Source organism: Microbacterium sp. K36 (genome assembly GCF_004794355.1).
GTDB classification, from domain to species: Bacteria; Actinomycetota; Actinomycetes; order Actinomycetales; family Microbacteriaceae; genus Microbacterium; species Microbacterium paraoxydans_D.
In genome coordinates this window covers 66,049-91,724 of record NZ_SSDN01000101.1, presented here as the reverse complement: position 1 = coordinate 91,724, position 25,676 = coordinate 66,049, and the positions used below count along the sequence as shown (strand labels likewise).

At 71.1% G+C, this 25,676-nt stretch carries 23 protein-coding genes; 15 read left to right on the top strand and 8 right to left on the bottom strand.

Going from position 1 to position 25,676, the window contains the following annotated elements:
* Window positions 1–13: 13 nt before the first annotated feature.
* Entirely contained in the window at window positions 14–2,167 is a 2,154-nt protein-coding gene (gene helR, locus DW296_RS16135; protein WP_136053042.1) for an RNA polymerase recycling motor ATPase HelR, read from the bottom strand.
* 104 nt (window positions 2,168–2,271) lie between these two features.
* On the opposite strand from helR, the gene DW296_RS16130 reads away from it, so the two are divergent.
* Window positions 2,272–2,853, top strand: coding sequence for an NADPH-dependent FMN reductase (locus DW296_RS16130; protein ID WP_029989877.1), 582 nt, complete (start codon window positions 2,272–2,274; stop codon window positions 2,851–2,853).
* Between the two features lie 17 nt (window positions 2,854–2,870).
* On the opposite strand, the gene DW296_RS16125 is transcribed toward DW296_RS16130, so the two are convergent.
* A complete protein-coding gene (locus DW296_RS16125; RefSeq protein WP_240743111.1) occupies window positions 2,871–3,734 on the bottom strand; it encodes a DUF72 domain-containing protein in 864 nt (287 codons plus the stop codon).
* An 84-nt stretch (window positions 3,735–3,818) separates the two neighbouring features.
* Between DW296_RS16125 and DW296_RS16120 the strand changes: the two genes are divergently transcribed.
* On the top strand, window positions 3,819–4,034 hold the full coding sequence (locus DW296_RS16120) for a hypothetical protein (protein ID WP_136053040.1): 216 nt from the start codon (window positions 3,819–3,821) through the stop codon (window positions 4,032–4,034).
* 388 nt (window positions 4,035–4,422) lie between these two features.
* Window positions 4,423–4,803: a hypothetical protein gene (locus tag DW296_RS16115; protein WP_136053039.1), complete on the top strand. Its 381-nt coding sequence runs from the start codon at window positions 4,423–4,425 to the stop codon at window positions 4,801–4,803.
* Window positions 4,804–4,851: 48 nt separating this feature from the next.
* Here the strand turns inward: DW296_RS16115 and DW296_RS16110 are convergent, their stop codons facing one another.
* The 3 genes from DW296_RS16110 to DW296_RS16100 are packed head-to-tail and all read right to left on the bottom strand — an operon-like array spanning window position 4,852 to window position 10,624.
* Window positions 4,852–8,307, bottom strand: coding sequence for an error-prone DNA polymerase (locus DW296_RS16110; RefSeq protein ID WP_136053038.1), 3,456 nt, complete (start codon window positions 8,305–8,307; stop codon window positions 4,852–4,854).
* On the bottom strand, window positions 8,307–9,842 hold the full coding sequence (locus DW296_RS16105; protein ID WP_136053037.1) for a DNA polymerase Y family protein: 1,536 nt from the start codon (window positions 9,840–9,842) through the stop codon (window positions 8,307–8,309). Before DW296_RS16105 ends, DW296_RS16110 begins: the two co-directional genes overlap by 1 nt.
* Window positions 9,839–10,624 carry a hypothetical protein gene (locus tag DW296_RS16100; RefSeq protein WP_136053036.1) on the bottom strand — a complete coding sequence of 262 codons (786 nt, stop codon included), beginning with the start codon at window positions 10,622–10,624 and terminating at the stop codon, window positions 9,839–9,841. Before DW296_RS16100 ends, DW296_RS16105 begins: the two co-directional genes overlap by 4 nt.
* Window positions 10,625–10,754: 130 nt before the next feature.
* Between DW296_RS16100 and DW296_RS16095 the strand changes: the two genes are divergently transcribed.
* From DW296_RS16095 to DW296_RS16070, 6 genes are all read left to right on the top strand, one after another.
* Window positions 10,755–11,225, top strand: a complete 471-nt coding sequence (locus tag DW296_RS16095) for a prepilin peptidase (RefSeq protein WP_136053035.1) — start codon at window positions 10,755–10,757, stop codon at window positions 11,223–11,225.
* 47 nt (window positions 11,226–11,272) lie between these two features.
* Window positions 11,273–11,488: a response regulator gene (locus DW296_RS16090; RefSeq protein ID WP_136053034.1), complete on the top strand. Its 216-nt coding sequence runs from the start codon at window positions 11,273–11,275 to the stop codon at window positions 11,486–11,488.
* Window positions 11,481–12,092 (top strand): CYTH domain-containing protein, encoded by a 612-nt coding sequence (locus DW296_RS16085; protein ID WP_136053033.1) that lies wholly within the window; start codon window positions 11,481–11,483, stop codon window positions 12,090–12,092. Before DW296_RS16090 ends, DW296_RS16085 begins: the two co-directional genes overlap by 8 nt.
* Window positions 12,093–12,154: 62 nt before the next feature.
* On the top strand, window positions 12,155–13,312 hold the full coding sequence (locus DW296_RS16080) for a type III polyketide synthase (RefSeq protein WP_240743110.1): 1,158 nt from the start codon (window positions 12,155–12,157) through the stop codon (window positions 13,310–13,312).
* Window positions 13,309–14,034, top strand: coding sequence for a methyltransferase domain-containing protein (locus DW296_RS16075; protein WP_136053032.1), 726 nt, complete (start codon window positions 13,309–13,311; stop codon window positions 14,032–14,034). The genes DW296_RS16080 and DW296_RS16075 overlap by 4 nt, the downstream gene beginning before the upstream one ends.
* Entirely contained in the window at window positions 14,021–15,142 is a 1,122-nt protein-coding gene (locus DW296_RS16070; protein WP_136053031.1) for an FAD-dependent oxidoreductase, read from the top strand. The genes DW296_RS16075 and DW296_RS16070 overlap by 14 nt, the downstream gene beginning before the upstream one ends.
* A gap of 53 nt (window positions 15,143–15,195) precedes the next feature.
* On the opposite strand, the gene lpdA is transcribed toward DW296_RS16070, so the two are convergent.
* Together lpdA and DW296_RS16060 are read right to left on the bottom strand one after the other, a co-directional pair.
* A complete protein-coding gene (gene lpdA, locus DW296_RS16065) occupies window positions 15,196–16,593 on the bottom strand; it encodes a dihydrolipoyl dehydrogenase (RefSeq protein WP_060921151.1) in 1,398 nt (465 codons plus the stop codon).
* Between the two features lie 9 nt (window positions 16,594–16,602).
* The gene (locus DW296_RS16060) at window positions 16,603–17,256 is read right to left on the bottom strand and encodes a copper resistance CopC family protein (RefSeq protein WP_136053030.1); all 654 of its coding nucleotides are present in this window, start codon (window positions 17,254–17,256) and stop codon (window positions 16,603–16,605) included.
* Window positions 17,257–17,356: 100 nt separating this feature from the next.
* Here DW296_RS16060 and DW296_RS16055 point away from each other — a divergent pair, with 100 nt between their 5' ends.
* The 3 genes from DW296_RS16055 (at window position 17,357) to DW296_RS16045 (ending at window position 19,170) form a co-directional block, all read left to right on the top strand.
* On the top strand, window positions 17,357–17,839 hold the full coding sequence (locus DW296_RS16055) for an FHA domain-containing protein (protein WP_060921153.1): 483 nt from the start codon (window positions 17,357–17,359) through the stop codon (window positions 17,837–17,839).
* Entirely contained in the window at window positions 17,839–18,525 is a 687-nt protein-coding gene (gene ftsR / locus DW296_RS16050) for a transcriptional regulator FtsR (RefSeq protein ID WP_136053029.1), read from the top strand. The genes DW296_RS16055 and ftsR overlap by 1 nt, the downstream gene beginning before the upstream one ends.
* A 99-nt stretch (window positions 18,526–18,624) precedes the next feature.
* Window positions 18,625–19,170, top strand: a complete 546-nt coding sequence (locus DW296_RS16045; protein ID WP_060921155.1) for a MerR family transcriptional regulator — start codon at window positions 18,625–18,627, stop codon at window positions 19,168–19,170.
* Window positions 19,171–19,234: 64 nt separating this feature from the next.
* Here the strand turns inward: DW296_RS16045 and DW296_RS16040 are convergent, their stop codons facing one another.
* The gene (locus DW296_RS16040; protein WP_060921164.1) at window positions 19,235–20,047 is read right to left on the bottom strand and encodes a ParA family protein; all 813 of its coding nucleotides are present in this window, start codon (window positions 20,045–20,047) and stop codon (window positions 19,235–19,237) included.
* Between the two features lie 92 nt (window positions 20,048–20,139).
* Here DW296_RS16040 and DW296_RS16035 point away from each other — a divergent pair, with 92 nt between their 5' ends.
* The 3 genes from DW296_RS16035 to def all read left to right on the top strand — a co-directional run bounded on the left by DW296_RS16035 (window position 20,140) and on the right by def (window position 25,587).
* A complete protein-coding gene (locus tag DW296_RS16035; RefSeq protein WP_136053028.1) occupies window positions 20,140–23,547 on the top strand; it encodes a pyruvate carboxylase in 3,408 nt (1,135 codons plus the stop codon).
* 64 nt (window positions 23,548–23,611) lie between these two features.
* Window positions 23,612–25,096, top strand: coding sequence for a MinD/ParA family ATP-binding protein (locus tag DW296_RS16030; protein WP_136053027.1), 1,485 nt, complete (start codon window positions 23,612–23,614; stop codon window positions 25,094–25,096).
* Window positions 25,096–25,587, top strand: coding sequence for a peptide deformylase (gene def, locus DW296_RS16025; protein ID WP_136053026.1), 492 nt, complete (start codon window positions 25,096–25,098; stop codon window positions 25,585–25,587). Before DW296_RS16030 ends, def begins: the two co-directional genes overlap by 1 nt.
* The last annotated feature ends 89 nt before the right edge of the window (window positions 25,588–25,676 follow it).

Below are 25,676 nucleotides of genomic sequence, written 5' to 3'. Positions count from 1 at the left end.
GCTCCACGACTGCTCAGCGCAAGATGAAGAGTTCGCGCGTCGTGCGGGTCATCGCCACATAGCGGTCGACCGCCCCCGTGCGCCCGGAGCCGAATGCCTCCGGGCGCACGAGGACCACGAGGTCGAACTCCAGTCCTTTGGTCTCCTCCGGCGTCAGTACCCGGACCCGACGACTCGGCGCGAAGGTGGGGTCGCCGACGACCGCGGCGACTCCCTCCGGGTTCGCCGCGAGCCACGCCTCCAGCACCTCGTCGCGCTCGGCCACCGCGCCGTGCCGGACCGGGATGCTGCTCTCCCGCACGGACGTCGGGACATTGGCGTCGGGCAGCGCTTGGCGGATGGTCGGTGCGGCCAGCGCCATCACTTCGGCCGGAGTGCGGTAGTTGACCCGGAGCGAGGCGACCCGCACGTTCCGTAGGCCGAGGCGTTCGAGGCGATCCGCCCAGGACTCCGGGAACGCTCTCCGTGCCTGGGCCCTGTCGCCGACGACGGTGAAGCTGCGAGAGGGGCACCGCGCGATCAGCATGCGCCACTGCGCATCGGTGAGCTCCTGCGCCTCGTCGACGACGATGTGCCCGAAGGGGCCCGCGAGCTCGTCCGCCGGGAGCGGGGGAGGCACGTCCGCTCCGGCGAGGACGTTCCGCGCATCCTCACCCCGCAGGATGGACATCACCTTCATCTCGCTGTCGTCGCTCTCGACGAGGCGGTCGACGACCGCGGACATCTGTTCCTCCGCCGCGGCGGCCGTGACCTGTCGGCGGTGCTGCTCGCGCACGAGGTCGGGGTCGCCGATCCGGCGGTGTGCGGCGTCGAGCAGCGGAAGATCGGCATTTGTCCACGGCGCCCCCTCGACCCGGTGCAGCAGGGCGACCTCCTCGGACGGGAGGTCCGGGACGCACTGCGCGAGCAGCGTCGGCGATGCCCAGAGAGCGGTGACCACCGCGGCCGGGGACAGGAGCGGCCACGCCCGCCGGAACGTCCCCGTGAGCTCGTCGTCCTGCCGCAGCCACCGGCGGATCGAGGATTCCGGGATCTCCGGGTCGCGGACCTGGTCGACGAGCATCTCCAGCACCTCCTCCCACACCTCGTCGCGAGCCTCGTTGAGCGGGGACGCGGGATCCGCGGCGGCGAACAGATCGGCCCAGTCCTCTCGGCTCACCCAGAGATCGGCCCACGGTGTCTCGAGGCGGAGAGCGTGCGTCGGCGGCCGGGTCAGCGCCGAGATCGCCGCGGCGATCACCTGCTCCGAGTCGAGGCGCTGCTTGATCTCAGCCACCCGGGGATCCGCCTCCGGGATGGCGTCCGCGCCCTCGGGAGTGAGGTCGCGCAGGGTGCACAACCTCACCGTGTCCTCCCCGAGGCTCGGCAGCACGTCCTCCACGTAGCCGAGGTACTGCGGGTTCGGCCCCACGAGGAGCATGCCCCCGGCTCCGTTCGTCAGCCGCGGCTCGGCGTACAGGAGGTGCGCCGCCCGATGCAGCGCGACCACCGTCTTGCCGGTACCGGGACCGCCGTCCACGACGAGAGCGCCGGGGGAAGGGGCGCGCACGATGGCGTCCTGATCCGCCTGGATGGTCGCCAGCACGTCGCGCATCCGCCCGGTGCGATACGCATCGAGGCTCGCGAGGAACGCGGACTGGTCGTCGAGGGAGGCAGCGCCGTCGAGACCCTCGGGCGCCAGGGCCTCGTCCCAGTAATCCGTGATCCTGCCACCTTTCCACCGGTACCGTCGCCGGGAGAGGAGGCCCCGGGGGTCTTCCCAGGTCGCCGCGAAGTACGGTTCCGCGGCCGGAGCCCGCCAGTCGACCAGCAGGCGGGTGCCGTCCGCGTCGGACACCCCGGCGCGACCGATGTATACCGGTGGTCCTGCCGCGGGGGTCATCCGCCCCAGACACATGTCGATGCCGAAGCGCTCCCGCAGGCGCAGCGTCGCGCTGAGGCGGCGGATCTCCAGGTCGCGATCGACCGCCGTGACGCCGGCCTCCGCGGCCTGCCGGCGCACGAGGGCGAGACGAGCGGTCAGGGCGTCGCGTTCCCGGCGGAGGGCGACGCTGAGGCGTCGGAGGTGGGCGCGGTCGGCAGCGATGAGGTCATCCGCGGACTTCGCCGCCTGGTCGGCGGACAGGACAAAGGGGTCGAGCACCGGAGGTCTCCTTCGCGAGGGCATGCGGGGGCACGCGAGCCGTCGATTCTGCCCCGTGAGGGGGCCCTTGTGGCAAGCCCCCACCCCGGCGATATCCTGGAGATGCACGGAGACGAGGGGACCTCACCATGACCCATCGGATCGGCTACCTCATCGGCAGCCTCGCATCGGACTCGATCAACCGCGTCCTCGCCACGGCGCTCGTGCGCCTTGCGCCGCCTGACCTGGAGCTCGTGGAGATCCCCATCCGGGATCTCCCGCTCTACAACCGCGACGACGAGCTCGAACCGGTCGCTGCGGTCACCGCGTTCAAGAGTGCGATCGAGGGGGCGGACGGTCTGCTGCTCGTCTCGCCGGAGTACAACCGCTCGATCCCCGGGGCGTTGAAGAACGCCATCGACTGGGGCTCGCGACCCTGGGGGCACAACTCGTTCGCACGCAAGCCCACCGGCATCATCGGCGCCTCGACCGGAGCGATCGGCACCGCGGTGATGCAGTCGTCGATGCGGAGCGTGCTGAGCTTCCTCAATGCGCCGCAGCTGAACGCCCCGGAGGCATACATCACGTTCCGGCCCGAGGTGTTCGGCGCCGACGGGCAGGTGCACGACGCCGACACTGAGAAGTTCCTCGCGCACTACATGGAGGAGTACGCGGCGTTCGTCGAGCGGGTGCTGTCGCTCACCGCTCCGGGTCACGTCGGCGACCGGTAGCCGCCGCGCTCGCCGCGTCAGGAGGGCGTGTCCGCCACGAGGGCGCTCAACGCCAGGGCGTCGTGGGGTGCGTGCCCGCGGGCGTCGTTGTCGAAGTACACGAAGACGTCGCGCGGCTTCCCGTCGTCGGCGCCGGTCCCGTCGGCCCAGCCGCGGATGAGCCTCGCCCACTCCCGCAGTTCCTCCTCGGTATAGGCGCTGTGGTAGAGCATCTGCGCGCCGTGGAGACGGATGTAGACGAAGTCCGCGGTGAGGGCGTCGAACCGCGGCCAGGTCCCGGCGGTGTCGGCGATGACGAGAGAGGTTCCGTGCTCCTGCAGGAGGCGAAGGCTCGAGGGGTCGGCGAAGGAATCGGAACGCGGTTCGAGGGCGTACCGGAGCGGGCGGTCGGCATCGATCTCCAGCCACGCCCGGTCCTGCAGCCGCTCGTCGTGCCGTCGGGCGAGGGAGAGTGCCTCCGCTGTCGTCTGCGGGAGGGTGTCGAGGAACGCCTCCACGAGCTCGGCGTCGAAATGCTGCCGCGCGGGGAGCTGCCAGAGGATCGGGCCGAGGCGTGGACCGAGGGCGAGGACGCCCGAGGCGAAGAAGTTGGCCAGCGCCTGTTCGACGTTGCGCAGCCGCAGCATGTGGCTGACGTAGCGTGAGCCCTTGACGGCGAACACGAAGTCGTCGGGAACGCTCGCCGCCCACCGGCGGTAGCTCTCGGGCCGCTGCAGCGAGTAGAACGAGCCGTTGAGCTCGACGGTGGGGAACTGCGATCCGATGTGCTCGAGCTCTCGGCGCTGCGGCAGGCCGCGCGGGTAGAAGTCCCCGCGCCACCGGGCGTACCGCCACCCGGAGACGCCGATGCGTGCCCGGCCCTGCCCGCTCTTCCTCGTCACGGCCGCCTCCGTCGGGTCAAGCCCCTTGCCGCTGTCGTGCGGCCTCGGCAGGCTGGAGGCACCCACACCGAACGAGGAGGAGCCATGTCTCTCAATGACCATCCGATCGACGATGTGAAGCCCGAGGCCGACCTGCAGGAGCAGGAGCGCCTTGCGGAGGAGGTTCCCGAGGACCCGGAAGTGCCGACCCCCTCGGCGCCGGAGCCGCATCCCATCGAGGCGGACCCCGCGGACGCCGCGGAACAGCGCATCGAGGTGCCGCTGGATGAGGACGGCCTCGACGAGCCCACCGACGACTGACGGCCTCCGGCGGCAGGTGCGCCGGGGTGGCGTTCGAGACAGGGGAGAGGCGTCATGGCGAACGACCGTAGCCTGAGCGGTGCGCGCCCTCGCCGGGGTTGACGCTCGGCGAGACGGCGGCTAGCCGCGGGGTATGCCCTCTCGACGGGACCGCCCCAACCCGGTGCTGCCGAGAGGGCTCACCGTCCTACCCGGACGGTTGGGGAGGCGGCGAAGTCTCGCTGTCTCTACGGCTGATCCCCCAGAGATTCAGCCGGTAGCCCCCGCTACGAAGAGCAGAATATCCCTTAATCCCCTTGTCCGCCATTTGGGGGACAAAGATTTCTTCGAAAATTCTGCGCGGCTCCCGGCTCTGTCGCCGATACGGGCCGTTCCGTAGGGTGGGGGCATGGACAGGATGCTCGTCTTCGCTGGTCAGGTCGCACTCCCGGTCGGGCACCGGGTCGAGGTCTCCGAACTCGTGGACCCGCAGACGGAGGAGCCCGTCGTCCTCTCGCTGCTCGATCTGGACACCGGCATCCGCTACCGCCGCGCCGAGGAGCCGCGAGCCGAGGTGACGCACTGGATCGGCCGGGTCCTCGACTGCACGGTGGCCGTGGGCGTCGCTCCGCGGACGTCGCTGCTCATCGACCCCATCGGGCCGTCGGCCAGCGGCGCGGGCATCGCTCTGCGCGGCGCGGACGCGGCGGTCAACGCGGCCAAGGCCGAGGCAGATCGCTGGGGTGGATCGGACCGTCCCGCGCAGGAGGAGCCCGAACGCTTCTGGTGATCGCCGGAAGCCGGGCGCCTCGGGCACCGGGCACCTCGGGCACTGGACTCATCGGAAGTCCCGCGAGCGGTGCATGACCCCCGTGCGGAGGTCTTCGAAGGCGTCGGCGAGCACATTGACGACCCCCTCCGGTGAGCGCTCGAGGATGCCGCGGATGATGAGCGCCGGGGACTCCCGGGCGATTCGACCGAACCGACCCCAGACCCCCGTCGAGCAGATCACGTTCACCAACCCGCTCTCGTCCTCGAGGTTGACGAAGGTGACGCCGGCGGCCGTGGCGGGTCGTTGTCGATGGGTGACGAGACCGGCCACCTCGACGCGTCGTCCGGTCTCGTGCCGCTGCAGGTCCGCGGCCGTCAGGACGCCGCGAGCCCGGAGGTCGTCGCGGAAGTGCGTCATCGGGTGGTCGTCGGTCGAGATACCGGTCGCCCAGAGGTCGGCCGAGAGTCGCTCGTAGCTGGTCTGGTCGGCGAACAGCGGCGGCTGCACCGCCACCGTGGTCCCCGGGAGGAACCGGGCGCGGTCTTCCGCGGCGGCTCCGGCGAGCCAGATGGCCTCCCGGCGCTCCAATCCGAGGCACGCGAAGGCTCCGGCGGTGGCGAGGGCCTCCAACTGAGCGGCCGTCGCGTCGGTCCGGCGCACGAGGTCGTGCAGATCGCGGTAGGGACCGTGCGCCTCCCGCTCGGCGACGATGCGCTCCGCCATCGGCACCCCGATCCCGCGGATGCCGCTGAGTCCCAGGCGCACCGCGAACCGTCCGTCCCGCCGGTGCGCCGCGGACTCGTCCGGTGCGTTCCGGTCGAAGCGGTGCACGGGCGGCTGCGGGGCGGCCAGGCAGTCGTCTCTCCCGGTCGTCCCTGCGGCGTCCGGCGTGAGGGGTTCGAGGGTCTCGGTGGCGGAGGAGAGATGGAGATCCGGGCGACGGACCTCGACACCGTGCCGACGGGCATCCGCCGTGAGGGTCGCAGGGGAGTAGAAGCCCATCGGCTGCGACCGCAGCAGGCCCGCGAGGAACGCGGCCGGATAGTGCAGCTTCAACCACGAGCTCGCGTAGACGAGCAGCGCGAAGGACAGGGAATGGGACTCGGCGAAGCCGAAGTTCGAGAACGCCTGGATCTGCGCGTAGATCCGGTCGGCGGCCTCGTCGACCAGCCCGCGGCGGGCCATCCCGGCGTACAGCTTGTCCCTGACCTTCTCGATCTTCTCCAGACCCCGTTTCGATCCCATCGCCCGGCGCAGCAGATCGGCCTCGTCGGCCGTGCAGTCGCCGACGGCCGTGGCCATCTGGATGAGCTGCTCCTGGAAGATGGGGATGCCGAGTGTCCGCGCGAGGATGTCCTCGAGGTCGCTGTGCGGGTAGGGGATGGGGAACTCCTCCGGGGGCTCGCCCCTTGCCTCCCGTTCCCGGTTCGCCTCGTCCACCTTGTCCTTCGCCATCTTCCGACGGACGAACGGGTGCACGGCGCCGCCCTGGATGGGTCCGGGGCGGATGAGGGCGATCTGGATGGCGAGGTCGTAGAAGCGTCGCGGCTGCAGCCGGGGGAGCAGCCCGATCTGCGCGCGGGACTCCACCTGGAAGACGCCGATCGAGTCGGCCCGGCACAGCATGTCGTAGACGCCGGCCTCCTCCTTCGGCAGGGTCTCCAGCGTCCACTCCTCGCCCGTCGCCTCCCGGACCAGGTCGAAGCAGTGCTGCAGCGCCGCGAGCATGCCCAGACCGAGCAGATCGAACTTCACCAGTCCCATGAAGGCGGCGTCGTCCTTGTCCCACTGGATGACGGTGCGGTCCTCCATGCGGGCGTGCTCGACCGGCACCACCTCACCGACCGGCCGGGCTGTGAGCACCATGCCGCCCGAGTGGATCCCCAGATGCCGTGGAGCCTTCAGCAGCTCAGCCGCGTAGTCGAGCACAGTATCGGGGATGTCGTGGCCCTCCACAGGTTCGAGCCCCGATCCCCAGCCGTCCACCTGCCGCGACCAGGAGTCCTGCTGTCCCGGAGAGTGCCCCAGGGCTCTGGCCATGTCGCGGACCGCGTTCTTCGGCCGGTATTGGATGACGTTCGCCACCTGGGCCGCCCGCTCCCTGCCGTACTCCCGATAGACCCACTGGATGATCTCCTCCCGTCGCCGTGAGTCGAAGTCCACGTCGATGTCCGGCTCCTCCGTGCGGGTGGTGGCGAGGAAGCGCTCGAAGGGGAGACGGTAGAGGATCGGGTCGACCGCGGTGATGCCCAGCAGGTAGCAGACCGCGCTCGCCGCCGCGGAACCCCGGCCCTGGCAGAGGATGCCGCGTCGCCGGGCTTCCGCCACGATGCCGTGCACGATGAGGAAGTATCCGGGGAAGTCCTTCTCCTCGATCACGTCGAGCTCGCGGGCGATGCGCCGACGGCCGTCCTCGTCCAGCCGCGGGTACTTCGACGGGACCGCCTCCCAGACCAGGTGACGCAGCCAGCTCATCGGGGTGTGCCCCGGCGGGACGTCCTGACGGGGGAGGGCGGGCCGGGCCATCCGGAGCGGGAAGGCCGAGGCCGCGGCCAGCTCCAGGCCGTGCGAGATCGCACCGGGGTACCGCCGGAAGCGCGCCGTCATCTCCGCCCCGCTGCGCAGGTGAGCGCCGCCGTGGGCCGGCAGCCAGCCGTCGAGCTCGTCCATGCTCCGGACCGCGCGGACCGCGGCCACCGCCTCGGCGAGAGGGGCCTGGTCCGGGCGGGCATAGTGCACGTTGTTGGTCGCCACGACGGGGAGCCGCATCCGGCGGGCGAGATCGGCGAGGGCGTCGTTGCGCCGGGTGTCCAGCGGATCGCCGTGGTCGAAGAGCTCGACGGCGATGTTGTCGCGTCCGAAGAGGTCGACGAGATGGCGCAGCGGCGCGGCGGCGTCTCCGGCCTCCAGCCCCTGTCGTACCGCCCCCTTGCGGCAGCCGGTGAGGATCGTCCAGTGCCCGTCGGCGGTCGCCGCCAGTTCGTCGAGGTCGTAGACCGGGCGACCCTTCTCCCCGCCGCGGAGCTGGGCCGCGGTGATCGCCCCCGACAGACGGTGGTATCCCTCGAGGCCCCGGGCGAGCACGAGCAGATGCGTGCCCGGCGGGTCGGCGGCCCCCTGCGGAGCGGAGGGCAGATCGAGGGAGAGCTCGGCGCCGTAGACGGTCTGCAGCCGCAGCTCCATGAGCTCGGCGAGCTCGGCGAAGCGTGCGGCGCCGTAGAACCCGTCGTGATCGGTGAGGGCGAGCGCGCTCAGACCGAGACGCTCGGCCTCCGCGAGGAGGTCTTCGGGGGAGGAGGCCCCGTCGAGGAAGGAGTAGGACGAGTGCGCGTGCAGCTCGGCATAGGGCACCGCTTCCTCCGGACGCTCCGGGAGGGACGGGGGGACGCGCTTCCGTGGACGACTCACCGGCCCGGGGTCCGGTCGGAGCCCCGGCGGCGCGGAGGTCGCTGCGGGGGTGGGCTCTCCGCTGAGGGTGCGTTCGAGCTGATCCCAGGTCAACGGCGGATTGTGCCAGCCCATCAGCGGTACCTCCCCTCAGCCCACCAGCGCTCGCCGGCCAGGAAGACGAGCCAGGCGCGGTCGCGGTCGTCGATGATCTGGAGTCGGTGGCCTCGCTTGCCGCCGCCCGTGCTCCAGCGCCGTTCGTGCACGGGCCACGGGCCGGCCCAGGCCTGCACGGTCGCCCCGTCGATGCGGGCGGGGTCATGCGTGAGGGTGCCACGATCGTCGACGTCGATCGTGCTCCCGTCCGCGGCGACGACGCCGATGGGGCGCGGTGGGCGGAACACCTCGGAGGGAAGAGGGTCGGGAAGACTTCCCGGCCAGGGGGACCGCGGATCACGAGGCGGGACCGGGCGCTCGCCCCACGGCGTGAGCACCTGACGATCGGCGAGCCAGCGCCCTCCGGAGAGGGCGGCGGTGACCACGCCCTGATGCCCCAGCATGGTCTGCACCCGTGAGACCGCGTGATGCAGTCGCTCATCGGTGCCCGAGCCGAAGAGCCCCGGTTGGTGATGGGCCGCATCGTCCACCGCGACGGGGAGGAGGCGGGCGGCCACGATGCCCCCGAATGCCCTCGCCTCGTCGACGGGCTCGCTCGCGGTCAGGGCGGCCAGCGCCTCCAACTGCCAGCGCACGCGGTCCACGAGGTCGGCGGCGTCGAAGCTCGTCGGGTGCAGCCAGGTGCGGGAGTGGACGGCGCCGTCGTCGTCGGTCAGGTCGATCCGCACCTCGGTGCACACGAGCGACGCGTCCGCCAGTGCGAGCATCACGGCATCGGCGGTCTGCCGCACGGCGAAGGCCATCTGGTCGGTACCTCCGAGAGGGGACTCGAACTCGATGGTCCTGGCCAGTTCGGGGTCGGGCGGGCGGGGAGCCAGTGGTCGGGAGTCGGCTCCGGCGGCGAGGGCCTGCAGGCGGGCGCCGTGTTCGCCGAAGCGGTCGCGGACGTCGAGAGGGGCGAGTGCGGTGAACTCGCCGAGAGTGCGCACGCCGAGGCGGAGGAGGAGATCGCTGATCTGCTCGTCACGGAGCACCTGCACGGGATAGGGGGCCAGGAACTCGCGGGAGCCGCCCGGGGGCACGACCGTGCAGGACGCCGTTCCTCGGGCCGCGATCTCGGCGGTGAAGGGTCCGTCGGCGACGCCGACACGCACTTCGGGGAAGCCGGCAGCGGCCAGGATCGCGGACAGGGCTGTCGCCGCCTCGGCCTCTCCGCCGTGATAGCGGGCGATCCCGCGGGCGCGCAGGATCGCGAGGCCGGGGCGCAGCAGCGTGACGCCCGGGGCGTGCTTCTCGATGAGCTGCAGCACCGGGACGAAGGCGCGCTCGTCCTTCTCGGCGTCGTGGGGGAGGACCTGCAGCGAGGAGAGGAGTCCCTGGGCGACGCGGCGACGCTGCCCGATGCGGACGCCGTGCGCGCGAGCCGATGCGGTGCAGGCGACGACCGTGTTGGCCTGCACCAGGGCCGTGGGCGGATGCAGCCCTCCGCCCAGCACTGCTCGCAGCGGCCAGTCGGGGAACCAGAGGACGAGGACACGGAGAGGGGCGTTCATCCTGCCTCCGCCCAGAAGAGGAGGTCGGACGACCTGGCCTCAGCGCTGTCCGTCGCAGAGGGGGCGAGCGGCGGCAGGGCGGTCAGCTCTGCGGCCACGGTCTCCACGGCTCCGTGTCCGCCGGGCAGTCGCACGCGCACGCTCGAGGCGCGGGGGCTGTGCCTGGTCCGCGCCGTGACCGTCACCGTGCAGTCCGAGAGCAGTCCCCACCCCTCGCCGAGCCCCTGCCAGTCCGGGTCGTGGAGCCGGATGGTCCCCTCGCTCTGCGCCCAGCGCCCCGCGCCCGGTTCCTCCGCCACGAGCAGCGTGGACCCGCGGTCGCGCAGACGGGCGCTGAGTCGGGACACATCGGCGTCCCGTGCCCTCGTCGTGGGCTGTACGACGATCAGGGGCACCACCTCGGCCAGCGCGGATGCGACGGCGAGCCAGCGGTCCCCCGGGTCGGGGACGAGGATCAGGCGGCTCAGATCGATGCCGTAGGCGGCAGCGGCCTCGACACCCAGGGTGGGCATGCCGATCACCGCGCACCAGTGCCCGCGGTCGGAGGAGGCGCTGAGCAGCGCGAGCACGAGGGCGGGCGAAGGGGAGACGGTGTACGAGGTGCCCGTCTGCAGCCCCTCCTCCGGCAGCAGTGCGGCGAAGGCGGGATCGAGGGGGAGGAGCGTATGCTCGCTGCGCCGCCGCTGCATCCGGCTGATCTCGCGGCGCAGGCGCAGGACCTCTCCGGCGCGGGTGTCGCTGGTCGGAGAGAGCGCGGTCATCGCATCGAGCCCGATCCCCATGTGTCCATCCTCGAAGATATGTACGAATAAAGCAAGTGGCGCGACTGACGCTAGTTCGTACATCCGACATCGCCTCGCGGGTTGTCCACAGGGCTCTCCGCGCCCTCCCGGATCTCCCTAACCTGCCGGGATGGACATCCGTCTCGCCCTCGTCGGTCTCGTGCACGGCGGCCTCCTCGCGATCGGCATCCTGCTGACCGTGATCGATGCCCGCACGCACCGACTCCCGAACCGCATCGTGCTGCCGACCCTGTTCCTGCTGCTCCTGGCGGCGGCCGCCGACGCCGTCGTCACCGCCGACGCGGCCGCGCTGGGCCGGGGCCTGCTCGGGGCCCTCGTGCTCGGCGGCTTCTACGCGGCCCTGCGGCTGCTCAGCCGGGCGGGCATGGGTGGAGGCGATGTGAAGCTCGCCCTCGTGATCGGGCTCGTCCTCGCCTGGCACGGCTGGGGCGCGTTCCTCCTCGGGGCCTCGTCCGCCTTCGTGCTCGGAGCGGTCTACGCGCTCGTGCTCCTCGCCGCGGGACGGGCCGACCGGAGGACCCGCATCGCCTTCGGCCCGTGGATGATCGCGGGGGCGGTCCTCGGCGTCCTCGGCGGCTGACCGGGCAGGTCGCCCCGAATGAGGGAGGGCGGCGCTACCCTGGGCACATGGCACTCGCACGACTTCACGGCGGCCCGCTGGACGGGCAGATCATCCCCCTCGACGACGACGCGGACGACAAGCTGATCGTCCCCTACAGCGAGACGCAGGTGGTCTACAACCGCCGCGGCGAGGCGCAGAACACGGGCGAGGGCGACGGCCCCACCGAGATCGACTACTGGTTCGAGGAAGCCCTCGAGGACCTCACGCTCGAGGATGACTGAGCCCTCTCGCACCGTCGAGGTCGAGCGCAAGTACGACGTCGACGAGGGGACGCCCCTGCCCGACTGGACGGCGATCCCCGGCGTCGATGCCGTCTCGCCCGGCGAGCACCGCGCTCTCGACGCCCGCTACCTGGACACCGCGGACGGAACGCTGGCCCGCGCCGGCGTCGCGGTGCGCCGTCGCTCCGGGGGACCGGACGAGGGATGGCACATCAAGGGTCCGCGGCAGGGCGACGGCCGGGTCGAGCAGGGCTGGCCCCTCGGTGGCGAGGAGATCCCGACGGCGGTGCGTGAGGCGATCACCACCTGGACGACCGCGCCGCTGGAGCCGCTCGCACGCATCGAGAACGACCGGACGGCCTACCTGCTCACCGGACCGGGCGGCGTCGTGGCGGAGTTCGTCGACGACCATGTGCGCGCGACCGACCTGCGCAGCGGAACACGTCGGGCGTGGCGGGAGTGGGAGGTCGAACTCGGCCCGGCGGCTCCGTCCGACGACGCCGGTCGGGCGGCGTTCTTCGCGGTGATCGAGACCGCCGTGCGCGCCGCCGGCGGACGAGAGGCCGGCTCCGATTCGAAGCTCGCCCGCGCCCTCGGGCTCTAGGTCGGCGGCCCTCCGGATGCAACCCCTTTCCGGGTGGGCTTCCGGGGTGATTGAGTGACGACATGAGTCGACCGCCCGTGCTCCGATCGCTGCAGACGATCGTCCCCGAGACCGTCCTCGTGCAGGAGCAGGTGCGCGACGTCTTCGCCGCGCAGCCCGGCCTGGGACGGCTGGCGCAGCGCATCGTGGCGACGTCGTTCAACGTCTCCGGCATCGACACGCGGCACACCGTGATCGCGGAGCTCGCCGACGACGCCGCTCCGGACGAGCCGCTGTTCTACGACCGCGGTTCGGGAAGGCTGCTGGCGCCGGGCACGAAGGCGCGCAATGACGTCTACACGCGTGAGGCGTCCCGTCTCTTCGTCGAGGCAGCGCGCCGCGCCCTCGAGGCGGATCCCGACCTGGACCCGGCGGACGTGACGCACGTCATCACGGTCTCCTGTACGGGCTTCCACGCCCCGGGACCCGAGTACGAGATCGTGCGCGGGCTCGGCCTGTCCGACTCCGTGCAGCGCTACCATCTGGGCTTCATGGGATGCTACGCCTCGATGCCGGCTCTGCGCGCCGCCGCACAGTTCTGCGCGGCCGATGAGAACGCGGTCGTCCTCGTCGTCAGCGTCGAACTGTGCACGCTGCACCTGCGCTCCTCCGAGGATCCGGACACCATCGTGGCCTCCTCCCTGTTCGCCGACGGGGCGGCCGCGGGGATCGTGACGGCACGGGACCTGCCCACGGCCGTCCCCGCGCTCCGGCTCGACGGCTTCCACACCGCGATCGTGCCGGAGGGCGTGGACGACATGGCCTGGACGATCGGCGACTCCGGTTTCGAGATGATCCTGTCGACCGCCGTCCCGCAGATCATCGGCGAGTCGATCATCGGGGCGCTCGCGCCGCTCTACGGGCGGGAGGAGGGGCTGGCGGAGGCCTTCGCGGCGGGACGGGTGGGCGAGAGGGTGCGCCACTGGGCGATCCACCCCGGCGGACGGAGCATCCTCGACCGCGTGCAGGAGCGGATGGCGCTGAGCGACGCCCAGCTGCGGCCTGCGCGCGAGACTCTCCGGGAGTTCGGGAACATGTCGAGCGCGACGGTGCTGTTCGTGCTGAAACGCATCCTCGAACAGGAGGGTGCGGAGCCCGGCGACCGCGTGGCAGCGATGGCCTTCGGGCCGGGCCTCACCGCCGAGAGCGCGTTGCTGACCGTGGTCGCTCCCGCACCGTGAGCGTGGATCTGTCGGCGCGCGCCGCCGACCTCGTCGAGCTCATGGACGACCCCGCCGCCGACGACGAGGCACTCGGTCGCACGTACCGACGCTTCAGCGCCGTCAACGCGGTCGTCTCGCGCCCCGGGCGGCTGTACCGACGCGACATCCGTCCGCGGGCGGCGGCCGGGCGTCCGCTGCGCATCCTCGACATCGGCGCCGGCGGGGGAGACCTGTGTCGCGACCTCTTCCGGAGACTGCGGCGCGACGGCCTCCGTGCCGACATCACCGCCCTGGACGCCGACGAGCGCGCGATCCGCTGGGCCTCAGCACACGACGACGGCGCGGGGATCCGCTATCGCCACGCGTTCTCCGGCGACCTCGTGGCGGCGGGCGACACCTATGACGTCGTGCTCTCCAACCACGTCCTCCATCACCTCGACGCCGCAGCGCTGCACGCGGTGCTCGACGACTCCCGTGCCCTGGTGGGCGATCGCGGACTCGTCACCCACCACGACATCGCCCGCAGCCGTCTGGCCTATGGGGCGTTCGCGGCAGGGACCTGGCCGTTCGCGCGGAACCTCCTCGCCGGGTCCTTCATCCGGGTCGACGGTCTCCTGAGCATCCGCCGCTCGTACACCCCGCAGGAGCTCGCGGCCGCGGCCCCGTCGGACTGGGAGGTGCGGTCGCACCTACCCGCACGGCTCGAGCTGCGCTGGGAGGGCGCAGATGGTCGACCATGACGTCCTCGTGGTCGGGGGCGGCCCGGTCGGGCTGCTCCTGGCCTGCCTCGTGGCGCAGGACGGCCGCCGGGTGCGCGTGTGCGAGCGTCGCACGGAACCGGGCACGCAGACGCGCGCGATCGGGATCCACCGTCCGGGGCTCGATGCCCTCGATGCGGCCGGGGTGGGCTCCGAGGTGCGCTCCGAGGCGCTCCTGCTGTCCGGCGGGGAGGTCCGCAGTCGCGGCCGACGGCTCGCCGCCCTGACCTTCACCTCCGAACGTCCGATCCTCACGCTCGCGCAGCCACGCACCGAGGAGCTGCTGCGAGGCCGTCTCCGGACGCTGCGACCCGAAGCGCTCCAGTCCGGTCGCACCGTCCGGTCTCTCCGTGACGAGGGTCCGTTCGTGCGGGTCGGGATCGACGGCGAGAGGGGACGCGGCGAGGAGACGGCGTCGATCGTGGTCGTCGCCGACGGCGTGCGGAGTCCTTTCCGGACGGCGTTCGGTGCCGGCTGGGACCCACGGTCGGGGAGCGCGGATTACGCGATGCTCGACGTTGATGCCCCGCAGGCCGACGATCGCGCCGTGCTGTACTTCGAGCCGGACGGCCTCGTCGAGTCCTTCCCCTTGCCGGGCGGGCGGCACCGCTGGGTGGTGCGCGAAGACCGTGGCAGGACGGTGACATCGGCCGCTGAGCTGGCAGGCCTCGTCGCGCAGCGGACGGGGCACGCCCTCGACGTGGACCCCGCCGCGCCCGTGTCGTCGTTCCGCGCCGCTCAGCACGCGGCACGGCGGCTGCATCGCGGACGGATCGTCCTGCTCGGGGACGCCGCGCACGAGGTGAGCCCGATCGGCGGTCAGGGCATGAACCTCGGTTGGGCGGATGCGCTCCGGCTGCGGGACGCGTTGCGCCGGACCGACCGGGGCGCCGTCCCCGTCCTGGACGGCTTCGCCCGAGATGTCCGGCGGACAACGCAGAGGGCGCATCGCCGTTCCGCGTTCTTCATGGCGATGGGGGCTCCGGCGATCGCGCCGGTCGTCGCCGTCCGGGAGGGGCTGGTCGGCGTGCTCGGCTCCGCGGCGCTGCGCGGGTGGACGACCGGCCTCATCACGATGCGCGGCCTGTGACGCGAGAAGGCCCGGTCCGCGATGCGCGGACCGGGCCTTCTCGAGGCGTCGGATCAGAAGTTGATCATGTGGCCGGCCAGGCCGTGGAAGCCCTCCTGCAGCGCCTCCGACAGCGTCGGGTGCGTGTGCACGTTGCGGGCCAGCTCGAGAGCCGTGAGGTCCCACTTCTGCGCGAGGGTCAGCTCGGGCAGCAGCTCCGACACGTCGGGGCCGATCATGTGCGCGCCGATGAGCTCGAGGTGCTCGGCGTCGGCGATGAGCTTGACGAAGCCGACCGGCTCGCCGAGGCCGTGCGCCTTGCCGTTGGCCATGAACGGGAAGGTCGCGACCTTGATCTCGCGCCCCTCGTCCTTGGCCTGCTGCTCGGTGAGCCCGAACGAGGCGACCTGCGGGGAGCAGAACGTCGCGCGCGGCATCATGCGGTAGTCGCCCAGCGTCATGGTCTCGGCGCCGCCGATGGTCTCGGCCGCGACGACACCCTGCGCCTCGGCGACGTGCGCGAGCTGCAGCTTGGCGGTGACGTCGCCGATGGCGTAGATGCCCTCGACGTTCGTGCGCATGTGGTCGTCGATGTCGATCGCGCCGCGCTCCGTGAGCTTCACACCGGTCTTGTCGAGTCCGAAACCCTCGACGTTCGGGGCGAACCCGACCGACATGAGGACCTTGTCGGCCTCGATCGACGCCTGCTGGCCGTCCTTGCCGGTGTAGGAGACGGTGACGGAGGAACCGTTGTCGACGACCGACTCGACCTTGGTGGAGGTGAGGATGTCGACGCCGTAGTTCTTGTACTGCTTCGTGATCTCCTTCGACACGTCGGCGTCCTCGTTGGGGAGGGCGCGGTCGAGGAACTCGATGATCGTGACCTTCACGCCGTAGTTCGTCATCACATAGGCGAACTCCATGCCGATGGCGCCGGCACCGACGATCACGATGGACTTCGGCAGCTCACGGGAGAGGATCTGCTCCTCGTAGGTCACGACGTTGTCGCTGAGCTGCACACCGGGGAGCAGGCGCACCTTCGATCCCGTCGCGATGATCGCGTTGTCGAACGTGACCTCCTCGGTGGAGCCGTCCGCCTTCGCGACCGAGATGGCCTTCGGGCCGGTGAAGGTGCCGCGGCCGTCGTACTCGGTCACCTTGTTCTTCTTCATGAGGAAGTGGATGCCCTTGACCCGGCCGTCCGCGACGACGCGGCTGCGGTCGAACGCCTTGCCGTAGTCGATCGTGAACTCTCCGGAGATCCCGAAGAAGTCGGCCTTGTGGTTCAGGGTGTGCGCGATCTCCGCGTTCTTCAGGAGCGCCTTGGAAGGGATGCAGCCGACGTTGAGGCAGACACCACCCCAGTACTTCTCCTCGATGATCGCGGTGGACAGGCCGAGCTGTGCGCTGCGAACCGCAGCGACGTATCCGCCAGGACCTGCACCAAGGATGACGACGTCGTAATGTGGCATGCCTTAAGCCTATCGCTCCGAGGGGGCGTCGGAATCGGTGGGAGCCGGTCCCCGAGGACGGCGCACGATGAGCCAGACGACCACGCTCAGCGCGGCGAGCACGCCGAGGATCACCAGCACCCAGATCCATGTCGAAGGGGCTCCGGCGTCGTTTCCCGCGTCCGGTGCCGTCGTCGCGGTCGCCTCGGGCGTAGCGGTCTGCTCCGTCGTCGGTGCTGCGGTCGGGGGAGCGGTGGTGGGCTCGCCCGTCGCGGCGCCCTCGTCGCCGGCGGTGACGGTGAAGGAGAACTCGCCGGACGTCGGGTGGCCGTCGCTCGAGACGACCTTCCAGACGACGCGGTACTCGCCGGCGGGCCCCGAGCCGGTCAGGGGCTGGGTCACGATCGCCCCGTCGACCGTGGGGGCGCCGTCGATCACGGACTCGCCGGCAGGATCGGTGACGGTGAGCTCCGTCGCACCCTCCCCGTCGATGAGCTTGGCGCTGAACGTCAGGGTGAGCTCCGCGGGCAGGGTCTCCACACTGCTGTCCGCCGCGGGCGACGACGACACGAGGGCGTCGTGGGCCGAAGCCGACAGCGGGGAGAAGAGGACGAGGAACGCGGCGAGGAGGGTGGCTGCGAGGGCGATCGGGGCCGCCGGGCGGCGCAGAGCTGTGGTCTTCACGAGTCCAGCCTATGAATCCCCGGTATGGGACCGCTGAGTGCGAAAGCGGCCTCCCGCGCACCCCTCCGGATCGGATAGTCTGGACGACCAGGAGGGCACAGTGACAGACAGCGACAGCCGACCGGCCGGTGAAGCCGCCATCCATCGCTCCGGCGAGCCGAGACACGATGTGACGCAGACGTTCGGACACGATTCCGATCTGTCGTTCGTCCCGTTCGGCGTGGAGTTGACCGATGTCGAGCAGTCGGCCATCGCGGCGCTGCCCTCGGGCTCGGCTCTGCTGCTCGTCCGTTCCGGAGCGCTCGCCGGCGCGCGGTATCTCCTCGACACCGACGTGACCACCGTCGGCCGTCACCCGGAGGCCGACATCTTCTTCGACGACGTCACGGTGTCCCGCCGTCACGCGGAGATCACCCGGACCGGGACGACGTTCGAGATCATCGATCAGCGCTCCCTCAACGGCACCTATGTGAACGGGGAGCGCGTGGACCGCAGCCCCCTGGCGGACGGCTCCGAGCTGCGCGTGGGCAAGTTCCGTCTGAACTTCTTCGCGTCCCCGCTCGACCGCGCGGCGAACGCCTGATGGCGGCAACTCCCGCCCGCGAACGCTCGGCGTCCGCGGGCCTGCTGAGTATCGGTCAGGTGCTCGCACGTCTCACTCCGGAGTTCCCCGACCTGACCTCCAGCAAGCTGCGGTTCCTCGAGGTGCAGGGCATCGTCCGGCCCTCCCGCACCGAGTCCGGCTACCGGAAGTTCTCCTCCGCCGATATCGAACGGCTCCGTCTGGGACTGACGCTGCAGCGGGATCACTACCTTCCGCTCAGCGTCATCCGTGAGCAGCTCGACGAGGCGGAGGCCTCGGGGGAGACGGCGGCGCTCACGCCGCCGCCCTCGATCGCCCCGGCCCCGCGTCGTTATCGCCGTGACGAGCTGCTGGCCGCAGCCGGCGCGGGCCCGCAGCTGCTCAACGACGCCATCAGCACCGGGGTCATCACCGCGCAGGAGACCTACTCGGATTCCACCGTCGCGCTGCTCCGCGGGCTCGTCGCCCTCGACCGGCACGGCATCGAGCCGCGTCATCTCCGCTCTCTGCGACAGGGCGCGGAGCGCGAGGTGTCGCTCATCGAGTCGGCGCTCTCCACGCTGCTGCGCCGGACCGATGCCGCCTCGCGGGCGCGCGCCAACGAACTCGCGCCGGAACTGGCCACACGGATCGACGACGTCCGGACCTTGTTCGTGAAGGACGCACTCACGCGGATCCTTTCGTAACGAACTGATTGCGACACACCTTCGGCGTCGCACGGATGTCGTTGCCGGTGCCGGGACCCTGCTCTACCGTGGAGATAACCGTTCCAGGGAGGATTTCAGATGAATGCGGATGAGCTCGCAGGCGACCCGCGGTTCGTGACCGAACTCCTCTTCACCGACGGTCTGCCCGCGATGGACGACGAGGTCGGCTACCGCGGTGCCGTGGCGGCCCGTGCGGCCGGCATCACGTACCGCCAGCTCGACTACTGGGCCCGCACCGAGCTCGTCGAGCCCACGGTGCGCGGCGCGAACGGCTCCGGTTCGCAGCGCCTCTACGGCTTCCGCGACATCCTCGTCCTGAAGCTCGTGAAGAGCCTGCTCGACACCGGGATCTCCCTGCAGCAGATCCGCACCGCGGTGGACGAGCTCCGCCGCGCCGGTATCCGCGACCTCGCGGGGACGACCCTCATGAGCGACGGGGCTTCGGTCTACCTCTGCACGTCGAACGACGAGGTGATCGACCTGGTCAGCCGCGGTCAGGGTGTCTTCGGTATCGCGGTCGGCAAGGTCCTGCGCGAGGTGGAGTCGACGCTCGTCGCCTTCGACGCCTCTGCTCCCGACCCCGTCGACGAGCTCTCCGCCCGTCGCGCCAAGCGCTCCGCCTGACGGCTCCCGCTCCACGAAGAACGGCCACCCTCGGAGAGGATGGCCGTTTCGTCGTTCCGGGGTCTCAGCTCTGCGGTCCGGTCTCCGGGACGGGGATCCGACCCGTGCGGATGATGCGGTCGAGGAGCTGGTCGAAGTCTGCAGCGAGTTCCTGCGCCGAGTCGCCGGGCCAGATGTGCAGCGGCTTCGCGGCGCCCTGCGCCTGCTGGAGGGAGGTGCGCTCCGGCAGCTGCGGGGAGAGGACGAGAGGGCCGAACATGTCCCGCAGCTCCTTGATGCGGAACTGGTGCTCGATCGACTGCGGGCGCACGCGGTTGACCACGATGCCCAGCGGCTGGAGGCGCGGGGAGAGGCCGCGGCGGATCTCCTCGATCGCACGCAGGGCACGGTCTGCTGCCGCCACGGAGAAGAGGCCGGGCTCGGTGACGACCATGACGCGGTCGCTCGCCGCCCACGCGGTGCGGGTGAGGGCGTTCAGCGAGGGCGCGCAGTCGATGAGCACGAGGTCGTAGTCCGCCTCGACCGCTGCGAGCGCCTCCTCGAGCTTCCACACATCGCGGACGCTCGGGTGCGGGCCGTCGAAGTTGATGGCGGACGGACTGCCGATCAGCACGTCGATCGTGCCGGGGTGGACCTTGGCCCAGCCGCTGGAGGTGATCGCCTGACGGACGGTCTTCTCCTTCGGGTTCGCCAGCACATCGGCGATGTTGAGTCGTCCCGCGACCTGGATGTCCATCCCGGTGGAGACGTCGGACTGCGGGTCGAGGTCGACGACGAGCGTCCGGACACCTCGGGCGAAAGCCGCGGAGGCCAGCCCGAGTGTCACGGTCGTCTTGCCGACGCCCCCCTTGAGAGAGCTGACGCTGAGTACGTGCACGGAGACCACGTTACCTTCCCCTAGGCTGGGGGAACACTCAGCCCCGCCCCATGTGCGTGCCTCGGCCGTGCATCGAGCTCTCAGAGGTGTGCATGTTCCAGAAGATCCTTGTGGCGAATCGTGGCGAGATCGCGATCCGGGCATTCCGGGCAGCGGTCGAGGTGGGGGCGCGCACCGTCGCCGTCTTCCCGCACGAGGACCGCGGCTCTGTCCACCGGCTCAAAGCCGACGAGGCGTACGAGATCGGCGAGCGCGGCCACCCCGTCCGCGCTTATCTCGACGTCGACGAGATCATCCGCGTGGCCACCGAGGCCGGCGCCGACGCCATCTACCCCGGCTACGGCTTCCTCTCGGAGAATCCGGAGCTGGCGGAGAAGGCCGCGGCGAACGGCATCGTCTTCATCGGGCCGCCGGCGAAGGTCCTCGAGATGGCCGGCAACAAGGTCGAGGCGAAGCGTCACGCCGTCGAAGCGGGCGTCCCCGTGCTCCGATCCACCGAAGCCTCGGACGACGTCGATGCGCTCGTGGCCCAGGCGGAGGAGATCGGGTTCCCCCTCTTCGCCAAGGCGGTCGCCGGAGGCGGAGGCCGCGGCATGCGGCGCGTCGAGACGCTCGGCGATCTCGGACCGGCCCTCGCCGAGGCCATGCGGGAGGCCGGCAGCGCCTTCGGCGACCCCCGGATGTTCCTCGAGCAGGCCGTCGTGCGGCCGCGGCACATCGAGGTGCAGATCCTCGCGGACAAGACCGGCGAGACGGTGCACCTGTTCGAGCGGGACTGCTCCGTGCAGCGGCGGCATCAGAAGGTCGTCGAGATCGCTCCCGCCCCCAACCTCGATGACGACGTGCGCCAGGCCCTGCACGGCTACGCCGTGGCTTTCGCCCGCTCCATCGGCTACGAGAACGCGGGGACCGTCGAGTTCCTGCTCGAGACGGCGGGGGAGCGCGCCGGCGAGGTCGTGTTCATCGAGATGAACCCGCGCATCCAGGTCGAGCACACGGTCACCGAGGAGGTGACCGACGTCGACCTCGTGCAGAGCCAGATGCGCATCGCCGCGGGGCAGACCCTCGCCGAGCTCGGACTGCAGCAGGAGAACCTGCACCTGCGCGGCGCCGCACTGCAATGCCGCATCACCACGGAGGACCCGACGCAGGGTTTCCGGCCCGACACCGGGAAGATCACGACCTACCGCTCGCCCGGCGGCGCGGGGATTCGTCTCGATGGTGGCACCGTGCACCAGGGTGCCCAGATCAGCCCGCACTTCGACTCGATGCTGGCGAAGCTCACGTGCCGCGGCCGCGACTTCCCGGCCGCTGTCGCCCGCGCGCGCCGTGCCCTCGCCGAGTTCCGCATCCGCGGCGTCTCCACGAACATCCCCTTCCTCCAGGCGCTGCTCGACGACGAGGCGTTCATCCGGGGCGATGTCAGCACGTCCTTCATCGACGAGCGCCCGGAGCTGCTCCGCGGACGCGAGTCGAAGGACCGCGGGACGAAGATCCTCAACTGGCTCGTCGACGTGACGGTGAACAAGCCGCACGGCGCGCACCCCGGCGTCATCGACCCCGCGACCAAGCTGCCGCTCATCGATCTGGCGGCCGAACCGGTGCCCGGATCCCGGCAGCGGCTGCTCGAGGTCGGTCCCGAGGAGTTCGCGCGCGACCTCCGCGCGCAGAGCGCCCTCGCGATCACCGACACGACCTTCCGCGACGCGCACCAGTCGCTGCTCGCGACCCGGGTCCGCACGAAGGACCTCGTCGCCGCCGCTCCGTACCTCGCCCGGCTCACGCCGGAGCTGCTCTCTGTCGAAGCCTGGGGCGGCGCCACGTACGACGTCGCGCTCCGCTTCCTGGGAGAGGACCCGTGGGAGCGACTGGATAAGCTGCGGGCGGCCCTCCCGAACGTCGCCATCCAGATGCTCCTCCGCGGGCGGAACACGGTCGGCTACACGCCGTACCCGACGGCCGTGACCGAGGCCTTCGTCGCGGAGGCGGCGGCGAGCGGAGTCGACATCTTCCGCATCTTCGACGCGCTCAACGACGTGGAGCAGATGCGCCCGGCGATCGAGGCGGTCCGCGCCACGGGGACCGCGGTGGCGGAGGTCGCGCTCTGCTACACCGGCGATCTGCTGGATCCGGCGGAGCAGCTCTACACCCTCGACTACTACCTCGGGCTCGCGGATCAGATCGTCGCCGCCGGCGCGCACGTCCTCGCGATCAAAGACATGGCGGGCCTGCTCCGCCCCGCCGCGGCCGCGAAGCTCGTCACGGCGCTCCGGAAGCGCTTCGACCTGCCCGTGCATCTGCACACCCACGACACCCCGGGCGGACAGCTCGCCACCCTGCTCGCGGCCAGCGCCGCCGGCGTCGATGCGGTGGACGCCGCGTCGGCCCCGCTGTCCGGCACGACCAGTCAGCCGTCGTTGTCGTCTCTCGTCGCCGCCCTCGCCCACACGGAGCGGGACAGTGGCATCTCGCTCGCGGCCGTCTCGGATCTGGAGCCCTACTGGGAGGCGGTGCGTCGCCAGTACGCGCCGTTCGAGTCCGGGCTGCCGGGGCCCACGGGGCGCGTGTACCACCACGAGATCCCCGGCGGACAGCTGTCGAACCTCCGGCAGCAGGCGAAGGCTCTCGGCCTCGCGGACGACTTCGAGCTCATCGAGGACATGTACGCCGCCGCGGACCGCATCCTCGGACGCGTGCCGAAGGTCACCCCGTCGTCGAAGGTCGTGGGCGACCTCGCTCTGCACCTCGCCGCGGTGAAGGCCGATCCCGCAGACTTCGAGGCGAACCCCGAGAAGTACGACGTGCCGGACTCCGTGGTCGGGTTCATGGCAGGAGAGCTCGGCGACCTCCCCGGTGGCTGGCCCGAGCCCTTCCGCTCCAAGGTGCTCGCCGGGCGTTCCGTGCGTACGGGGCTCACGGCGTTGACGGAGCATGACGAGGCGGAGCTGGCGGGGACGAGCGCCCAGCGCCGTTCTCGCCTGAACACGCTGCTCTTCCCCGCCCCCACGGCGGAGTTCACGGAGCGACGGGAGCAGTACGGCGATCTGTCCGTGCTCGACACGAGCGACTACCTCTACGGGCTGGTCCCCGGCCAGGAGCACCTCATCGAGATCGACCGCGGGGTGCAGCTCTACGTGGGTCTCGAAGCCATCGGCGAAGCGGACGACAAGGGGATGCGGACCGTGATGACGACCCTGAACGGTCAACTCCGGCCCGTGTTCGTGCGGGATCGCTCCATCTCCGTGGATGCACACGAGGTGGAGAAGGCGGACACGTCCGTCCCCGGCCAGGTGGCGGCGCCGTTCTCCGGAGTGGTCACCCTCAAGGCCGAGGTGGGGGCGACGGTGCGGGCCGGTGAGCCGGTCGCGTCGATCGAGGCGATGAAGATGGAGGCCGCCATCACCGCCCCCGTGGACGGCGTCGTCGAGCGGCATGCCATCGCCGAGACGCAGCAGGTGGACGCGGGTGATCTTTTGGTCGTGATCCGACCGGCGCACTAATCTTGTCCGGGCGAGGCCGCGCACCCTGGGCGCATCCCGAGGCCCGCACAGGTTGGAGTGACACGTGACCGCGAAGAACAACGCCGATCCCGAGGACAGTCCGCTGGGGGTGCTCGACGACGCTGCGTCCGTCGACACCGCCGGCATCGGCATCCTCGGCGGGACCGCGCAGGTGCGGGTGACCCTGCCGGCGGAAGAGGACGAGGACCTCGCCGACGACGGTGTGGTGGAGGGAGAGGTCGGCATCGACCTCGTCGTCGACGACCTCACGCTCCCCGCCACGCCGACGCCCGTCCTGGATCCGCCGCGCATCGACGACGTGATCGATGCGGTCGTGGTGGAGGAGCCCGCGCGGACGGCGGTTGCCGCACCGGATCGGGGCGCCGAGGAGAAGGCGGCCGCCCTCTTCCTCGCGAAGGCTGATGCCGACCGTGCGGAGGTCCCGGCCGCGAAACCGGCGCGTGCCCCGCAGGTGCCCGTGCAGAAGGAGACCACGATGCCCGCATCCGACGACAAGCCCGCCGCCTCCGAGCCCGCACGTCCGGCGCCCCGGACGGATGTGAAGCTCACCGCGAAGCGTCTGGGGGAGCTGGGGGAGTCCGCTCGCGAGTCCGCGGACCTCCTTACCACCGATCGCCTCCTCGACCCGCACCGCGTGGCCAAGCCGGAACCCGAAGGCGGGTGGAGCCACCTGCTCTACACGCTGTCCGGTCGCCGGCTGAACATCGGCGACGGTCGTCGCGCCCGCGAACGCAAGGAGCTGACTGCGCGCATCGCGGCCCCGCTCGCCGGCGGTGCCCGATTCGTGCCGGTGCTCTCCCGCAAGGGCGGCGTGGGCAAGACCACGGTCACGGCGCTCCTGGGCATGGCCCTTGCGGACGCGCGTGAGGACCGCGTCATCGCCGTGGACGCGAACCCCGACCGCGGCACGCTCGCCGACCGGGTCCAGCGCGCGCCGCACGGCAAGTCCGTGCGCGACCTCGTGCGCATCCGCGACGACGTGCGGGGCTACCACGACGTCTCCGCCATCGTCGCTCGGGATGCGACGCGCCTCGACGTGCTCGCGTCCGACGCCGATCCCCGCGTCGCCGAGGCCTTCAGCGACAGCGACTACCGCGATGTGGCCGACGTCGCCGCGCACTACTACTCGCTCGTCCTCACGGACACCGGCACCGGAATCGTCCATTCCGTGATGTCGGCCACCCTCGACCTCGCCGACCAGATCGTCATCGTCTCCGGTCTCAGCGTCGACGAGGCGCGACTGGCCTCCGAGACGCTCACGTGGCTGGAGACCAACGGGTACGCGCAGCAGGCGCGGGATGCGATCGTGGTGCTCAACCAGTCCACGCCCGGCACGCCGCTCGTGCGTCTCGGAGAGCTCCAGGCGCACTTCGCGTCGCGGGCCCGCAGTGTCGTGCGCGTGCCGTACGACCCGCAGATCGCCGCGGGCGGGACGATCGTCTTCGCGAACCTCCTTCCCGAGACGCGGAAGGCGGCGCGGGAACTCGCGGCGCACCTCGTCGAGGGTCTCCGGGCGAAGGCCGCCTGATGACGGTCCGAGAGATCCGCATCTTCGGCGACCCGGTCCTGCGGACGGTGTGCGCGCCCATCGAGGAGATCGACGACGGCGTGCGCGCCCTGGTCGCCGACCTTCTGGAGACCGTCGAGCTCCCCGGTCGCGCCGGTGTGGCGGCCCCGCAGATTGGCGTCGCGCTCCGCGCCTTCAGCTACAACGTCGACGGCGAGATCGGGTACGTCCTCAACCCCGTGCTCACGGAGGTGCGTGGCGAGCCCGAGCCGACAGGGGAGGGGTGCCTCTCGGTGCCCGGACTCTGGCACGACGCGCAGCGCCACCCCTGGGCCCGGGTCGAGGGGATCGACCTCGACGGGCAGCCGGTGGTGCTCGAGGGGGAGGGCTTGCTCGCGCAGGCGCTCCAGCACGAGACCGACCACCTCGACGGCAAGCTCTTCCTCTCCCGGCTCGACCCCGAGACGCGGAAGATCGCGATGCGCGAGGTGCGCGAGAGCTCCTGGTTCTAGCCCCGACCCACCCCCTTACGTACGAACCGGCCCCTTGCGCGCGAGCGCAAGGGGCCGGTTCGGTCAGAAGGGGGTGGGTCGACGAGGGT

Excerpts from the sequence above, each read along its gene's own strand:
- def (WP_136053026.1), top strand. The coding sequence starts at position 25,096 with ATGACGGTCCGAGAGATCCGCATCTTCGGCGACCCGGTCCTGCGGACG.
- DW296_RS16120 (WP_136053040.1), top strand. The coding sequence starts at position 3,819 with ATGTCTCTCAATGACCATCCGATCGACGATGTGAAGCCCGAGGCCGAC.
- DW296_RS16045 (WP_060921155.1), top strand. The coding sequence starts at position 18,625 with ATGAATGCGGATGAGCTCGCAGGCGACCCGCGGTTCGTGACCGAACTC.
- DW296_RS16105 (WP_136053037.1), bottom strand. The coding sequence starts at position 9,842 with ATGAACGCCCCTCTCCGTGTCCTCGTCCTCTGGTTCCCCGACTGGCCG.
- DW296_RS16095 (WP_136053035.1), top strand. The coding sequence starts at position 10,755 with ATGGACATCCGTCTCGCCCTCGTCGGTCTCGTGCACGGCGGCCTCCTC.
- DW296_RS16085 (WP_136053033.1), top strand. The coding sequence starts at position 11,481 with ATGACTGAGCCCTCTCGCACCGTCGAGGTCGAGCGCAAGTACGACGTC.
- DW296_RS16035 (WP_136053028.1), top strand. The coding sequence starts at position 20,140 with ATGTTCCAGAAGATCCTTGTGGCGAATCGTGGCGAGATCGCGATCCGG.
- helR (WP_136053042.1), bottom strand. The coding sequence starts at position 2,167 with ATGCCCTCGCGAAGGAGACCTCCGGTGCTCGACCCCTTTGTCCTGTCC.
- DW296_RS16110 (WP_136053038.1), bottom strand. The coding sequence starts at position 8,307 with ATGGGCTGGCACAATCCGCCGTTGACCTGGGATCAGCTCGAACGCACC.
- ftsR (WP_136053029.1), top strand. The coding sequence starts at position 17,839 with ATGGCGGCAACTCCCGCCCGCGAACGCTCGGCGTCCGCGGGCCTGCTG.
- DW296_RS16070 (WP_136053031.1), top strand. The coding sequence starts at position 14,021 with ATGGTCGACCATGACGTCCTCGTGGTCGGGGGCGGCCCGGTCGGGCTG.
- DW296_RS16080 (WP_240743110.1), top strand. The coding sequence starts at position 12,155 with ATGAGTCGACCGCCCGTGCTCCGATCGCTGCAGACGATCGTCCCCGAG.
- DW296_RS16100 (WP_136053036.1), bottom strand. The coding sequence starts at position 10,624 with ATGGGGATCGGGCTCGATGCGATGACCGCGCTCTCTCCGACCAGCGAC.
- lpdA (WP_060921151.1), bottom strand. The coding sequence starts at position 16,593 with ATGCCACATTACGACGTCGTCATCCTTGGTGCAGGTCCTGGCGGATAC.
- DW296_RS16115 (WP_136053039.1), top strand. The coding sequence starts at position 4,423 with ATGGACAGGATGCTCGTCTTCGCTGGTCAGGTCGCACTCCCGGTCGGG.
- DW296_RS16130 (WP_029989877.1), top strand. The coding sequence starts at position 2,272 with ATGACCCATCGGATCGGCTACCTCATCGGCAGCCTCGCATCGGACTCG.
- DW296_RS16090 (WP_136053034.1), top strand. The coding sequence starts at position 11,273 with ATGGCACTCGCACGACTTCACGGCGGCCCGCTGGACGGGCAGATCATC.